13 protein-coding genes are annotated in these 12,394 nt (G+C 67.3%); 7 read left to right on the top strand and 6 right to left on the bottom strand.

What is annotated here, in order from left to right; all coding sequences use genetic code 11:
* Positions 1-48 precede the first annotated feature (48 nt).
* From IB225_RS00910 to IB225_RS00890, 5 genes are all read left to right on the top strand, one after another.
* The gene (locus IB225_RS00910) at positions 49-387 is read left to right on the top strand and encodes an iron-sulfur cluster assembly accessory protein (protein ID WP_192308867.1); all 339 of its coding nucleotides are present in this window, start codon (positions 49-51) and stop codon (positions 385-387) included.
* 171 nt (positions 388-558) lie between these two features.
* Positions 559-984 carry a 30S ribosomal protein S6 gene (rpsF, locus tag IB225_RS00905; protein ID WP_192308865.1) on the top strand — a complete coding sequence of 142 codons (426 nt, stop codon included), beginning with the start codon at positions 559-561 and terminating at the stop codon, positions 982-984.
* 11 nt (positions 985-995) lie between these two features.
* The gene (rpsR, locus tag IB225_RS00900) at positions 996-1,226 is read left to right on the top strand and encodes a 30S ribosomal protein S18 (protein ID WP_056880329.1); all 231 of its coding nucleotides are present in this window, start codon (positions 996-998) and stop codon (positions 1,224-1,226) included.
* 98 nt (positions 1,227-1,324) lie between these two features.
* Entirely contained in the window at positions 1,325-1,774 is a 450-nt protein-coding gene (gene rplI / locus IB225_RS00895) for a 50S ribosomal protein L9 (RefSeq protein WP_192308863.1), read from the top strand.
* A gap of 225 nt (positions 1,775-1,999) precedes the next feature.
* Positions 2,000-3,400 carry a replicative DNA helicase gene (locus IB225_RS00890; protein WP_192308861.1) on the top strand — a complete coding sequence of 467 codons (1,401 nt, stop codon included), beginning with the start codon at positions 2,000-2,002 and terminating at the stop codon, positions 3,398-3,400.
* A 2-nt stretch (positions 3,401-3,402) separates the two neighbouring features.
* On the opposite strand, the gene IB225_RS00885 is transcribed toward IB225_RS00890, so the two are convergent.
* The 6 genes from IB225_RS00885 to IB225_RS00860 are packed head-to-tail and all read right to left on the bottom strand — an operon-like array spanning position 3,403 to position 9,515.
* Positions 3,403-4,416 carry an aromatic ring-hydroxylating dioxygenase subunit alpha gene (locus tag IB225_RS00885; protein ID WP_192308859.1) on the bottom strand — a complete coding sequence of 338 codons (1,014 nt, stop codon included), beginning with the start codon at positions 4,414-4,416 and terminating at the stop codon, positions 3,403-3,405.
* Complete coding sequence (locus IB225_RS00880; RefSeq protein ID WP_192308857.1) at positions 4,413-5,522, bottom strand: GNAT family N-acetyltransferase; 1,110 nt, start codon at positions 5,520-5,522, stop codon at positions 4,413-4,415. Before IB225_RS00880 ends, IB225_RS00885 begins: the two co-directional genes overlap by 4 nt.
* Positions 5,519-6,682 carry an ATP-grasp domain-containing protein gene (locus tag IB225_RS00875; protein WP_192308854.1) on the bottom strand — a complete coding sequence of 388 codons (1,164 nt, stop codon included), beginning with the start codon at positions 6,680-6,682 and terminating at the stop codon, positions 5,519-5,521. Before IB225_RS00875 ends, IB225_RS00880 begins: the two co-directional genes overlap by 4 nt.
* Positions 6,679-7,518 (bottom strand): MBL fold metallo-hydrolase, encoded by an 840-nt coding sequence (locus IB225_RS00870; RefSeq protein ID WP_192308852.1) that lies wholly within the window; start codon positions 7,516-7,518, stop codon positions 6,679-6,681. Before IB225_RS00870 ends, IB225_RS00875 begins: the two co-directional genes overlap by 4 nt.
* Positions 7,505-8,497, bottom strand: a complete 993-nt coding sequence (locus tag IB225_RS00865) for an NAD(P)-dependent oxidoreductase (protein ID WP_192308850.1) — start codon at positions 8,495-8,497, stop codon at positions 7,505-7,507. The genes IB225_RS00870 and IB225_RS00865 overlap by 14 nt, the downstream gene beginning before the upstream one ends.
* Before the next feature lies 1 nt (position 8,498).
* Positions 8,499-9,515, bottom strand: a complete 1,017-nt coding sequence (locus tag IB225_RS00860; RefSeq protein ID WP_192308848.1) for a beta-ketoacyl-ACP synthase 3 — start codon at positions 9,513-9,515, stop codon at positions 8,499-8,501.
* Positions 9,516-9,753: 238 nt separating this feature from the next.
* Here IB225_RS00860 and alr point away from each other — a divergent pair, with 238 nt between their 5' ends.
* Together alr and IB225_RS00850 are read left to right on the top strand one after the other, a co-directional pair.
* Entirely contained in the window at positions 9,754-10,944 is a 1,191-nt protein-coding gene (alr, locus tag IB225_RS00855; RefSeq protein WP_192308845.1) for an alanine racemase, read from the top strand.
* A 31-nt stretch (positions 10,945-10,975) separates the two neighbouring features.
* On the top strand, positions 10,976-12,394 hold the full coding sequence (locus tag IB225_RS00850; protein WP_192308843.1) for a deoxyribodipyrimidine photo-lyase: 1,419 nt from the start codon (positions 10,976-10,978) through the stop codon (positions 12,392-12,394).

Genomic DNA, 12,394 nt, shown 5'->3' with positions numbered 1-12,394 from the left:
CTCGGCAGACCGACGGCTATAATCGTCCGCGTCGCACAGGAGACACGCATGGCCATCACCCTGACCCCGGTCGCACTCGAGCGCGTACAGCGCTTTGTCGAGCAGACCCCGGCTGCGCTGGGCCTGCGCTTCGGCGTGACCCGCACCGGCTGCTCAGGCTGGGGACATGTGGCCGACCTGGCCCGCGACGAACGCGAGGGCGATACCGTATTCGACTTCGCCGGTGTGAAGATCTACGTGGACGCCACCAGCCTGCCGCTGGTCGACGGCACCGAGATCGACTTCGCCAAGCAGGGGTTGTCCGAGACCTTTGTCTTCAGGAACCCCAATGCGGCTGCCGAATGCGGCTGCGGCGAGAGCTTCACCACGGCCGCGGACGCTGCCTGATCGCGTTCGGGGGCACGACTTGCCCCTAAGTGATTGACCTGCCATAATTTCCGGCTCCCGGAGGCCTGCGGGCCCCGGTTCCTCGCCCCACCGTGTCCGATTCCGGGCATCGGGGGGCTGTCCCGTCCGGCCGTTTTCCTGGCCGGGCTTACATCCGAAAGGTAAATAACGATGCGTCACTACGAAGTCGTGTTCCTGGTCCATCCGGACCAGAGCGAGCAGGTGCCGGCCATGATCGAGCGCTACAAGGCGCTGATCGAAGGCGGCAACGGCAAGATCCACCGTCTGGAAGACTGGGGCCGCCGTCAGCTGGCCTACCCGATCCAGAACCTGGTGAAGGCCCACTACGTCCTGCTCAACATCGAGGCCGACCAGGCCGTGCTGAACGAGCTGGTCGAGAGCTTCCGCTTCAACGATGCGGTGCTGCGCAACCTGGTCATCAAGCGCGATGGCCCGGACACCGAGCAGTCCCTGATCATGAAGAACAAGGACGAGAAGGGCGACAAGCCCGAACGTGGCGAGCGTCGCCGCCGTGACGACGACGAGGTTGGCAACGAAGCCTCCTCGACCGATTCCGACAACGCCGAAGCCGCCTGAGGAGCACCCCCATGTCCAAGTTCTTCCGTCGCCGCAAGTTCTGCAAGTTCACCGCCGAAGGCGTGAAAGAGATCGACTACAAGGATCTCAACACCCTGCGCCAGTACCTGACCGAGAACGGCAAGATCGTGCCGAGCCGCGTCACCGGTACCAAATCCCGCTACCAGCGTCAGCTGTCCGCCGCGGTCAAGCGCGCCCGTTTCCTGGCGCTGATCCCGTACACGGACAACCACGACGTGTAATCCAGGACCTCCCCGCACGGGGAGGTTCTTCTTTCCCACTGTCATTCGGACAGCCAATCGCTGCAGGCCCTGCCTGCTAACGAATACGGAGCAATACGATGGAACTGATTCTTCTGCAGAAAGTGACCAACCTGGGCGTCCTGGGTGACAAGGTCAACGTGAAGCCGGGCTACGGCCGCAACTTCCTGGTGCCGCAGGGCAAGGCCGTGCCGGCCACCGCCGCCAACGTCGCCGAGTTCGAAGCCAAGCGCGCCGACTACGAAGCCAAGGCCAAGGCCGTGCACGACGAGGCCGAAGGCCGCGCCGCGAAGCTGGAAGGTGCCAGCGTCACGATCACCGCCAATGCCGCAACCGAAGGCAAGCTGTTCGGCTCGGTCGGCCCGCGCGACATCGCCGACGCCTTCACCGCCGCTGGCCTGCCGCTCGAGAAGAGCGAGGTCATCATGGGCGAAGGCGCGCTGCGCAACATCGGCGAGTACGACATCGTGGTGAAGCTGCACGCCGACGTGCAGACGACCGTCAAGGTCGTGGTGCAGGCGGAAGCCTGATCCCACCCCGCGCATCATCCGTGATGCCGACAGACGGGCGCCGAAAGGCGCCCGTTCTGTTTTGAGCTTCATCGTTCGCCGACCGACGACCGGCATCGTCGCAGCGGGTGAGACGACATGCGCCCAGCGTGCTGTCACTTATCCACAGGTTGTTCCGTCGCGAACCCACAGGCCGGGCTCCTAGCATGTCCGGTCCGGCCTTCCACGATCTGGTTGTCTCTGCCCATGTCCGCACGCCCCGGTTTCCGCTCCGATCCCCACGATGCGCGCATCGAACAACTGCGCGTTCCGCCGAACTCCATCGAAGCGGAGCAGGCGGTGCTGGGTGGCCTGATGCTGGCGCCGGAAGCCTATGACCGCATCAACGACAAGCTGACGCCGAACGACTTCTACCGGCGCGACCACCAGCTGATCTACCGCGCCATCGGTGAGTTGGCCGAGCGGAACCGGCCGTTCGATGCGGTGACGCTGGGCGAATGGTTCGAGTCGCAGGGCCAGTTGGAGCTGATCGCCGGCGGCGCCTACCTGGTCGAACTGGCCAGCACCACGCCATCCGCCGCCAACATCACCGCCTATGCGGAAATCGTCCGCGACAAGGCGGTGATGCGCCAGCTGATCGAGGTGGGCACCGAGATCGTCAATGACGCCTTCCAGCCCGATGGCAAGGAAAGCGATGAAATGCTGGCCGTGGCCGAGCAGAAGGTGTTCGCCATCGCCGAGCAGGGTGCGCGCGGCCGCACCGACTTCGTGGCGATGAACGACGCGTTGAAGGACGCGTTCGAAGTCCTGCGCGTTCGCTCGGAAAGCGGCGGCACGGTGACCGGCCTGCCGACCGGCTATACCGAGTTCGACCAGATGACCGCGGGCCTGCAGCCGACCGACCTGGTGATCCTGGCGGCGCGCCCGGCGATGGGCAAGACCACGTTCGCGCTGAACATCGCCGAGTACGCCGCGATCAAGTCGAAGAAGGCCGTCGCGGTGTTCTCCATGGAAATGTCGGCCGGCCAGCTGGCCATGCGTCTGATCTCGTCGGTCGGCCGCATCAACGCCACCCGCCTGCGTACCGGCGCGCTTGAAGACGAGGACTGGAGTCGCGTCACCAGCGCCATCCGCATCCTCAAGGACCAGGCCAAGGTCTTCATCGACGACACGCCGGGCCTCTCGCCCGACGTGCTGCGCTCCAAGGCGCGCCGGTTGAAGCGCGAGCACGACCTGGGCCTGATCGTCATCGACTACCTGCAGCTGATGTCGGTGCCCGGCAACAGCGAGAACCGCGCCACCGAGATCTCCGAGATCTCGCGCTCGCTGAAAGGCCTTGCGAAAGAACTCAACGTCCCCGTGATCGCGCTGTCGCAGCTCAACCGCTCGCTGGAAACGCGTACCGACAAGCGCCCGGTGATGGCCGACCTGCGCGAATCGGGCGCCATCGAGCAGGACGCCGACATGATCGTCTTCATCTACCGCGACGATTACTACAACAAGGAAACCTCGCCGGACAAAGGCCTGGCGGAGATCATCATCGGCAAGCAGCGTTCCGGTCCCACCGGCTCGTGCAAGCTGCGGTTCTTCGGCGAATACACCCGCTTCGACAACCTGAGCCACGACAACATCGGCGCGTTCGAGTAGCGCTAGAGCATCATCCGTACAAGGCGTTCGGCGGAGGGTGCAGGAGATTCGCCGCGCAGCCAGAAGGCTTCCAGCGCACCGCGCACCACATCCAGTTCGGTGGACGCGCCTTGCCGGCCGGGAAAGCGCCGGCGGTTGTCCGTCTGCAGGGCCAGCATCGCGGCGTCCTGCGCATTGACCCGCTTCAGGAAGGGCCAGGCCAGCAGGCGCACGGCCCATGCCGGCGCCCAGCGCCCTTCGACGTGCAGGGCCACGAACACATCGGTGGCATCGGTTGCCACGGGCGTGAAGTGCAGGTCGATCAGTACGCGGCTGCCGTTGGCGTACCCGTACTCCAGGCGGGCGGTGCCCGGAGCTGCGAAGTGCGCGCGCTCCATCGTCCGTTCGGATTCGAACAGTCGGTAGAGCAGGCCGGACTGCGACGGCCTGCCACTGTAGTCGACGATGAAGCCTTCCGTGGTGCCACGAAAGCGCGCTTCCATCGGCATCCGTGCGCCGTCGCGCCGCACCAGGCCGGCGTGGACGAAGTGGGTGTGCAGGGGATCGAGGAAGTTCTCCATCGCGTCCACCACATGGGCGGACCAGCGGGTCTGCCACTGGAAGCGACGTGTGGCGCCATCGGTTTCCCGTATCAGCGCGCTGGGTGCGGACGCGCCGCTGTCGCCCGGGCGTACCCAGACGAAACCATCCAGTTCGTGCACGGCGAAACGACGCACGCGCACGTTGGGGAGTGATGCGTCCGGCGGCAGGCCAGGGATGCGCTTCAGGCCACCGTCGGCGCCGAAGGACCAGCCGTGATAGGGGCAGGCGATGTGGTCACCCTGCACGCATCCGGCGGAGAGCGGCGCATGCCGATGCGGACAGCGATCTTCCAGCGCGATCCAGTCGCCTGCGTCGGTACGCGCGAGCGCGATGTGGCGATCGAGCAGCGAGATCGCGACCGGTGCACGGCCGATCCGGTTCGCGCGCGCCACCGCGTACCAATGACCATGCAGAGCGGGATGCCAAGGGTTCACAGACGATACCTGCGCAGCAGCGGTGCGCCGATATGGCAGGTGATCGCCGACAGTGCCGCCACGGTGAGGCGCGTGCCGCGGGGCAGATGTCGCGCATAGACGGCGCTGTACTCGATCGAAGGCGTACCGCCACGCAGGCGCTTGAAGTCCGCCGCGCCCGCACTGAAGTTCAGGCGCCAGCCGTTCTCGATGCAGGCCCGGTACGCGCAGGCCATCGCCAGCCGGTACAGGCCCATCCGCTGCGGCATCGCGGTGTCATAGCCGACGATCGGGGCGGTCACGGTGCATCCCTGGCGGAACAAACCGATCACGCAGACCAGTCGCCCGTCGTCATCGCGGAATCCTTCGAAGGAAAGCAGGCCGGCGTGATGCCATGCGCGCAGGAAGTCTTTGCCGTAAAGCGGATTGTGGCGCGAGTATTTGCCGATGTAGAGCAATGCATACAGTTCGGCGATGCGTGTGTAGTCGTGCTCCGTGACCTCGTCATCCCTGCAGTGGCGCAACGGTGTGCGGAGCAGCAGGGACAGGTCGCGCTTGAGATCGCGGCGGCGGCTCGCCAGCGAAGCGATGTCGTCGTACAGATAGACCTGCCGGCTCGCCACGGGCAGGCAACCGGCTGCGCGCAATGCGTCGAGCCAGTCGCCGTTGTGGTGTTCGTTCAACGAACGGAACCACAGCGTATGCCGGGGCCACCGCGCCACGGCTTCTTCGATCATGGAAGCAGGATCGACTGCGTCCAGTGGCGGGTAGAGGTTGGTCGACAGCAACCAGTTGTTGATCGCCACGGCGTTGTCCAGACCGCTCAAGGCGAGGCCGCCTCCCAGCGTCGACAGCAGCCAGTGCGCGCCGTCGCGCAGCGATGCAGGCAGGTAGCGGGCGCTCTCCTCGCCGGCGCAGTCGGCGTAGGTGGTACGCGGCGAGCAGACCCAGGCGTCGCCCTGGCGGCCATCGTGCACGCTGACGGGTAGAGTGCCGGCGCCCGTGTGCAGGGTTTCGACCCGGACATGCAGGTTGGACACCATCGCAGCAGTGGGGCGGCCCGCATGAAGGGCGGCGAACGTGCTCGCCTGCGTTGCGAAGTCCGCATGGGCGGCCCGCGCGTTCAAGCGTCTACCACCGGCATCGGTTCGCCGTCCCACTCGATGTCGCGGGTGGCGGCTTCGCGCAGGTTGCACTGCTGTCGCAGGGCGAGCACGGCGTACGCACCGAGATCGGTGAGCGCACCGACCAACGGCGAGCGGTCGCCGGGCACGGAGACCACGTCGTCGGCGCGCTGCCAGTCGCGTTGCCACTGGCGCAGGCTTCCCTTCGCCGCCGCGCTCGCCAGGCCGGCGCTGGACATCAGCGCCGCGATCATCCTGGGGCGCGCATTGATCGGCTCGTGCAAGGGGCCTTCGCCAACGAGGGCCGCCGGCAGGTCCGCGTCGGAGGGAAACAGGTGCAGGCCGCTGGTGGCGCGCGGATTGCACTCCAGCACCCGCGCGATGCCGTCAGTGCCCTCGATCCAGTCGAACGACAGCTGGCCGCTGTAGCGTGTGTGGCGGACCAGTGCGTCCACCGCCTCACGGATCGCGGGACGGTCCACCGGCTCGAAGTAGTAGCTCGAACTGCGCCTCAATCGGTAAGACGGGCGATAGACCGCGTGCGCGAGCAGGCGTCCGCGGTGCGCGATCGCATACGAGCACAGTTCCTGCCCAGGCAGGAATTCCTGCACCACCCAGTCCCCCAGCGCGGGCAGTTCGGGAGCCGCGGCGGGAATGCCCTCCGGATACAGCCGCACGTGCACGCCGAACCGCGAGTATTCGGGCTTCAGGACCACGCCGCGTCCGGATGCCCATTCACGGGCTTCGTCCAGTGTGCGTAGCCGCGTCGTCGCCGGTGCCGGCATGCCGCAGGCCGCGGCGATACCGGCGAACTGCCATTTGCTGTGCAGGGAGGCTACGGTGGCGAAGTCGTCCACCGCTACCTGCAGTTCGCGCGGCAGAGCCGGCCGGTGTCGCGAGAGGTAGACCGCTTCCTCGCAGGTCGGCAGCAGCAGGTCGATGCGCTGTCCGGCGACGATGCGCCGCAAGTCCTCGACGAAGCCTCGCGGGTCGTAACGCGGTGGCGCGATCGCGTGGGTCTGCGTGACCGACGAGGACCAGCCGGTCAGCCGGCAGGGAATCGAATCGGCGACATGTACCTGCCATCCGTGGTGATGGAAGCGCCGCGCGTGATCCAGCGCGACAGGCGCGCGTCCACCGAGGATCAGGATGCGGCCCGTCATGCACGTGGCTCGCGCGATGGGCGCCAGTCGCGGCAGTGCGAGGGCACGATGCGCACCTCGGGCGACGCGCGGTGCAGGGCGTGCAGGCGCGCGAGCGTCTCGCGATAGGCGGTGGTGTCGCCCAGCCAACCCGTTACTGCCGCCGGCGGCGGCACATTGTCGCGGATGGCCTGGGACGACCAGCTGGCATCGGCCACCAGGAAGACCGGACCTTTCCCGTCGTCGAACACGGCACCGTAATGACCCGGCGCGTGACCGGGGAGCGGCACCAGCAGCAGGCTGCCGTCGCCGAACAGGTCGTAACCCTCGTCGAACAGGTGCAGGGCCGCAGGAAGGGAACGTCGCGGCAGTGCTTCGAACCAGCGGATCGTCGCTTCCTGCCTGCCGTGCAGCAGCGACGGAAGCAGGCCGCGGCGCAATGCGCCGATACGGCCGTGCGCATGCAGGTCGTCCCACGCGGCGCGTGCGCAGGCCAGGCGTGCCTGCGGGAAGTCCGCGAGTCCGCCGACATGGTCGCCGTGCATGTGCGAAAGCACGACCCACGCGACGTCCGCGGGCGCGATGCCGTCGCGGCGCAGTTGCGATGCGAGCGTGTCCTGCGGAGGCAGGTGCACGGGGGTCACCACGCGGTAGAGACGTTCGGGCAGCGCTGACGTGGCTTTCAGGAAGTGCTCGGAATAGCCGGTATCGAACAGCATCCAACCGTGTTCGGCGTGCCGCAGCACGGGCACCAGCGCAGGGAACTCGCAGGCCTGCAGGCCCGCATCGCGGCGGGTCGCGCGTTCGGGATGGGTGCAGAAGCCGGCTTCATAAAGCCGCCACTCAAGGATGGCCATGGGCCTTCCACCATCGTGCGTAGCGGGCGATGCCATCGGCAACGCCCATCTGCGGCTGGTAATGCAACTCGCGTTGTGCCCGGGAGATGTCCAGCGTCTGCGAATAGCCGATCACGCCGACGCCGTAGCGGGTCAGGCGCGGCTCGGGCTGTCCGGGCCGCAGCCGCGCGATGCGTTCGGACAGCGCGGCCAGTGCCAGCAGTGCGGCGCGTGGCACCGGCAGCAGACGCACCTCCTGCCCGAGCGAGGAGAACAGCGTCTCCAGCAAGTGGCGGACGCGGACCGGTTCGCCATTGCTGACGTTGTACGCGCGCGCATTGCCGGGCAGGTCGGTGTGAACGCAGGTCGCGATCAGTTCGACCAGATTGTCGATGTGGGTGACGTCGATCAGTGCCTGTCCGCCGCCGACCAGGGGAAAGCGTCCCCGCGCCGCCACTGCAAGCAGGCGGGGCAGGATCGCCCGGTCGCCCTCGCCGAACACCGCGCGCGGCCGCAGGATCAATGTCTGCAGCTTGTGTCCGGACGCGGCGCGTACCCGGCATTCCGACTCCCATTTGCTGCGCGCGTAGTCGGTGATCCAGCGTCGCGGCGGCTCGAAGTCTTCGCTCACGTCGAACTGGTCGCGGAAGCGGAAGTAGATGCTTGGTGAGCCGAGATGGATGAAGCGGGATACACCCTCCCGGCGCGCGGCATCGAGCAGGCGCTCGGTGGCGTGCACGTTGGCGGACTCGAAGTCCTCGGAGCGCCCCCACGGCGACGACAGTGCGGCGCAATGCACGACGGTGTCGCAGGCGTGCAGCAGGGGTTCGAGTGGATCCCGGGTGAGATCGGCGACGACGGCATGCGCACGCGTGTCGATGCTGGCCAGGCGCGCGCGATCCCGGCCCGTCGCGACGATGGCATGGCCCGCGTCGGCAAGGCGGCGCACGGCATGGCTGCCGATGAAGCCGGTGGCACCCGTGACCAGGATGCGCGCCATGTCAGTAGCGCAGCACCGCGCCGGCGAACGACAGTCCCGCGCCCGAGCCGACCATCGCGAACAGATCGCCGCGGCGCAGCGCGCCACGTTCGATCGCGTGATGCAGCGCCAACGGGATGGACGCCGCCATCTGGTTGCCGTGTGTCTCCAGTATCCGGACCAGCACCTGCGGCGGGAGGCCCAGCGCCCGCTGCAGATGGTCCAGGGCCTTGACGCTGGCCTGGTGTGGAATCAGGCAGGCCAGGTCGCGGGCTTCCACGCCGGCGCGGGCAAACAGGGTGCGCATGAATCCGGGCAGCTTCTGCGCGGCCAATCGATAGGTGGCGCGGCCCGCCATCTCGAAGCGGGATGCGCGGGCATAGGCGTCCACGTCGTCGGCCAGGCGCATGCGCGTGCCGCAGGCGCGGACCTGGCAGTACTCGGCCCCTTCGCTGTGCGTTTCCATGTGCGTGGCGAGCAGGCAGGACGCGTCGTCGCCGGCACCGGCTTCGAGGATCACCGCCGCACCGCCGTCGCCGAAGAGTCCGGCCGTATCGGTGTCATCCCAGTCCAGACCTGCCGACGCGACCTCCCCAGCGACGATCAGGACGCGCCGGTAGCGCCCGCTGGCCAACGCCGGCGCGACCAGATCCAGCGCGACCGGAAAGCCCAGGCAGGTGGCATTGACGTCGAAGGCCGGCGTGCCGGTACTCGACAGGCCCAGTCGTCGTTGCACCAGCACGGCCGTGCAGGGGATCGCCTGTTCCATCACGCCGCCCACGCTGATGATGGCGTCCATCTGGTCCGTGCGCAGGCCTGCGCGTTCAAGGGCAGCCTGCGCTGCCATGGCGGCCATCATCGAGGACGACTCGTCGCCGCCGGCGTGCTGCCGGTGCCTGATGCCAACGTGGCGTTCGGTCCAGCCATCGGGTTTGCGCCAGCGCCGGTCGAACGCATCCGAGCCGACGCGGCGCACCGGTACGTATTCGCCTGTCGCCACGATGCGCAACGGGGTGGAGCGGGGCCTTTCCTGATCCATGGGGGCTCGATGTTCTAGGCGATGCAAAGCCGAGCCTTGACCAGTGGCAGTGCGCTGGCAAGCCGCGTTGGCGGCTGGAGCATCCGATGGGCCGGACGGTATCACATGGTGATACCCCGCGAAGTGGACGACCCGTGCACGTGCGGCGACGCAACGGATGCAGTGACGGGTCCGCGTTGCGCGACGGCCCGATGGTCTGCGTGGGCGACAGTCGCTTGCGCGCCGCTACAATCCCGACATGAGCGCTTCTTCGCCTGACATCGCCCACGACACCGCATTCCGTCCCGAGGCCAACGATCGTCCCACGCGCATCCGTGTGGACCTGGAGGCGATCGGTCACAACTTACATGCGTTGCAGGCGCATGCCGGCGTACCGGTGATGGGCATCGTCAAGGCGAACGCCTACGGCCATGGGCTGGTGCCGGTGGCCCTGCACCTGCAGGCGCAGGGCATCGGACAGCTCGGCGTTGCGTTGGTGGAAGAGGGGTTGGCGCTGCGGCGGGCGGGCGTCAGCGTGCCCATCCTCGTCATGGGCGGCATCCATGCGCCCCAGGTCAGCCAGTTCCTGGCCTGCGATCTCGAAGTGACGGTGTCATCGATCGCCAAGCTGGGGCAGGTGGCACAAGCGGCGGAGGCGCTGGGCCGCAAGGCCGTGATCCATCTCAAGATCGACACCGGCATGGAACGCATCGGCGTGCACAGCGAGAACGCCGCGCCCTTGATCGAAGCCGCACTGGCGTCTCCCTGGTGCACGGTGAAGGGCATTTACTCGCATCTGGCATGCTCGGACGATCCGGCCTCGCCGATGACGCACGAACAACTGCAACGCTTCCTGCATGCGTGCGCGCACTTCGATCGTATTGGCGCGCCCATGCCGGTCCGCCATCTGGCCAACTCGGGCGGCGTACTGCATTTCCCCGAGACCTGCCTGGACATGGTGCGTCCCGGCATCGCGCTGTATGGCGTGATGCCGGACCCTGCTTCGCGGCACACCGTGGCGCTGAAGCCGGCGCTGTCGCTGGTCTCCAAGGTGGTCTACTTCAAAGTGGTGAAGGCCGGTCGCACCGTCAGCTACGGTGCCACCTGGACCGCGCCCGTGGACACCCGCGTGGTCACCGTGCCGATTGGCTACGGCGACGGTTATCCGCGCTCGCTGTCGTCGCGCGGCGAGGTACTGGTGCGTGGCGAGCGCCATCCCATCGTCGGTCGCGTGTGCATGGACCAGTTCATGGTCGATCTTGGTCCGGGCGGCTCGGCCTACAACGAAGACGAGGTCGTGCTGATCGGTCGGCAAGGCGACGATGCGATCTCGTGCGAAGCGGTGGCCTTAACGGCGGGGACGATTCCCTACGAGATCCTGACGGGACTCAATGCGCGCATCCCTCGGGAATATGTCAGGGGTGCATCCATCGGCGCTCCGGCTGCGTAAGCGTTGCGACTACCGCTCCGAGTTTTCCTGCATGCCGAACGCGCTCGTCTGGTTCCGCCACGATCTTCGCCTGGACGACAACCCCGCGCTGCGTGCTGCGCTCGACGCAGGCTTCACCCCCGTTCCCGTGTACATCCACGCGCCGGCCGAGGAGGGCGAGTGGGTGCCGGGCGCGGCATCCAATGCCTGGCTGCACCGTTCGCTGGCGTCGCTCGACGCCGACCTGCAGGCTCGTGGCTCCCGCCTGCTGCTGCGCCAGGGGAAGAGTGCGGCCGTGCTGGAGATATTGCTGGAGCAGACCGGTGCGGAAGCCGTGTTCTGGAACCGAAAGTACGAACCCGCTACCCAGCCACGCGATGCGGCACTGAAGAAAGCCCTGCGCGAACGCGGGCTGCAGGTCGAAAGCTTCAACGCCAGCCTATTGTTCGAACCGTGGGACCTAGCCACCCAGCAGGGCACGCCGTACAAGGTGTTCACGCCGTTCTGGCGTTCTGCGTTGAGTCAGTGGCGCGCACCGTCGCCGTGGGACGCGCCGGATCTACTGCCGCCGATCACCCCTGCGCTGTATAGCGAACCGCTCACTGACTTGAAGCTGGCGCCTGCCCTGGGCTGGGATGTCGGGTTCTGGGAGGAATGGACGCCGGGCGAAGCAGGGGCGCGCGAAGCCCTGGAGGTCTTCATCGACGGCGCGCTCAACGGGTACCGCAATGATCGCGATCGCCCGGACCGGGTCGGGACCTCGCGCATATCGCCATACCTGCACTTCGGCGAGATCGCACCGTGGCGCATCGTCGCCGGACTGGAGCGCGCACGCACCGCCGCCAACAGTGCCGACATGGACGGTTACATCCGCGAACTGGGCTGGCGTGAGTTCGCCTACCACCTGCTGCACCATTTCCCGCAGACGACCACGCAGAACCTCAATCCGCGCTTCGAGCACTTCGACTGGGCGAAGGTGGACGCCAGCGCGCTGGAGGCCTGGCAGCGGGGACGTACCGGCGTGCCGATCATCGATGCCGGCCTGCGCGAGCTGTGGGCCACGGGCTACATGCACAACCGTGTCCGCATGATCGTGGCCAGCTACCTGACCAAGCACCTGCGCTATCACTGGTCGCATGGCGCCCGCTGGTTCTGGGACACGCTGGTCGACGCCGACCTGGCCAATAACACGCTGGGCTGGCAATGGGTCGCGGGTACCGGCGCCGACGCCGCGCCGTACTTCCGTGTGTTCAATCCCGTCACGCAGGCGGAGAAGTTCGATCCGAAGGGCAGCTACATCGCGCGCTGGGTGCCGGAACTGGCGCCGGTGCCGGTGCCCCTGCGCTTTGCCCCTTGGCAGAAGCCGGATGTGCTGGCTGCGTTGGCGCCTGGCTATCCGCGCCATCCCGTCGTCGATCTGGCGGCGGGGCGCGAAGGCGCGCTGGATGCCTACCGCAAGACCGGTGACTGA

This window comes from Pseudoxanthomonas sp. PXM02 (assembly GCF_014851805.1).
Taxonomy (GTDB): Bacteria; Pseudomonadota; Gammaproteobacteria; order Xanthomonadales; family Xanthomonadaceae; genus Pseudoxanthomonas_A.
Note: the sequence above shows the minus strand (reverse complement) of the source record. Positions and strands in the feature narration are given on the sequence as shown.

Bases quoted from the DNA above. Each gene is read 5' to 3' on its own strand.
- rpsR (WP_056880329.1), top strand. From the start codon at position 996: ATGTCCAAGTTCTTCCGTCGCCGCAAGTTCTGCAAGTTCACCGCCGAA.
- IB225_RS00890 (WP_192308861.1), top strand. From the start codon at position 2,000: ATGTCCGCACGCCCCGGTTTCCGCTCCGATCCCCACGATGCGCGCATC.
- IB225_RS00870 (WP_192308852.1), bottom strand. From the start codon at position 7,518: ATGGCCATCCTTGAGTGGCGGCTTTATGAAGCCGGCTTCTGCACCCAT.
- IB225_RS00875 (WP_192308854.1), bottom strand. From the start codon at position 6,682: ATGACGGGCCGCATCCTGATCCTCGGTGGACGCGCGCCTGTCGCGCTG.
- rplI (WP_192308863.1), top strand. From the start codon at position 1,325: ATGGAACTGATTCTTCTGCAGAAAGTGACCAACCTGGGCGTCCTGGGT.
- rpsF (WP_192308865.1), top strand. From the start codon at position 559: ATGCGTCACTACGAAGTCGTGTTCCTGGTCCATCCGGACCAGAGCGAG.
- IB225_RS00910 (WP_192308867.1), top strand. From the start codon at position 49: ATGGCCATCACCCTGACCCCGGTCGCACTCGAGCGCGTACAGCGCTTT.
- IB225_RS00860 (WP_192308848.1), bottom strand. From the start codon at position 9,515: ATGGATCAGGAAAGGCCCCGCTCCACCCCGTTGCGCATCGTGGCGACA.
- IB225_RS00850 (WP_192308843.1), top strand. From the start codon at position 10,976: ATGCCGAACGCGCTCGTCTGGTTCCGCCACGATCTTCGCCTGGACGAC.
- IB225_RS00865 (WP_192308850.1), bottom strand. From the start codon at position 8,497: ATGGCGCGCATCCTGGTCACGGGTGCCACCGGCTTCATCGGCAGCCAT.
- alr (WP_192308845.1), top strand. From the start codon at position 9,754: ATGAGCGCTTCTTCGCCTGACATCGCCCACGACACCGCATTCCGTCCC.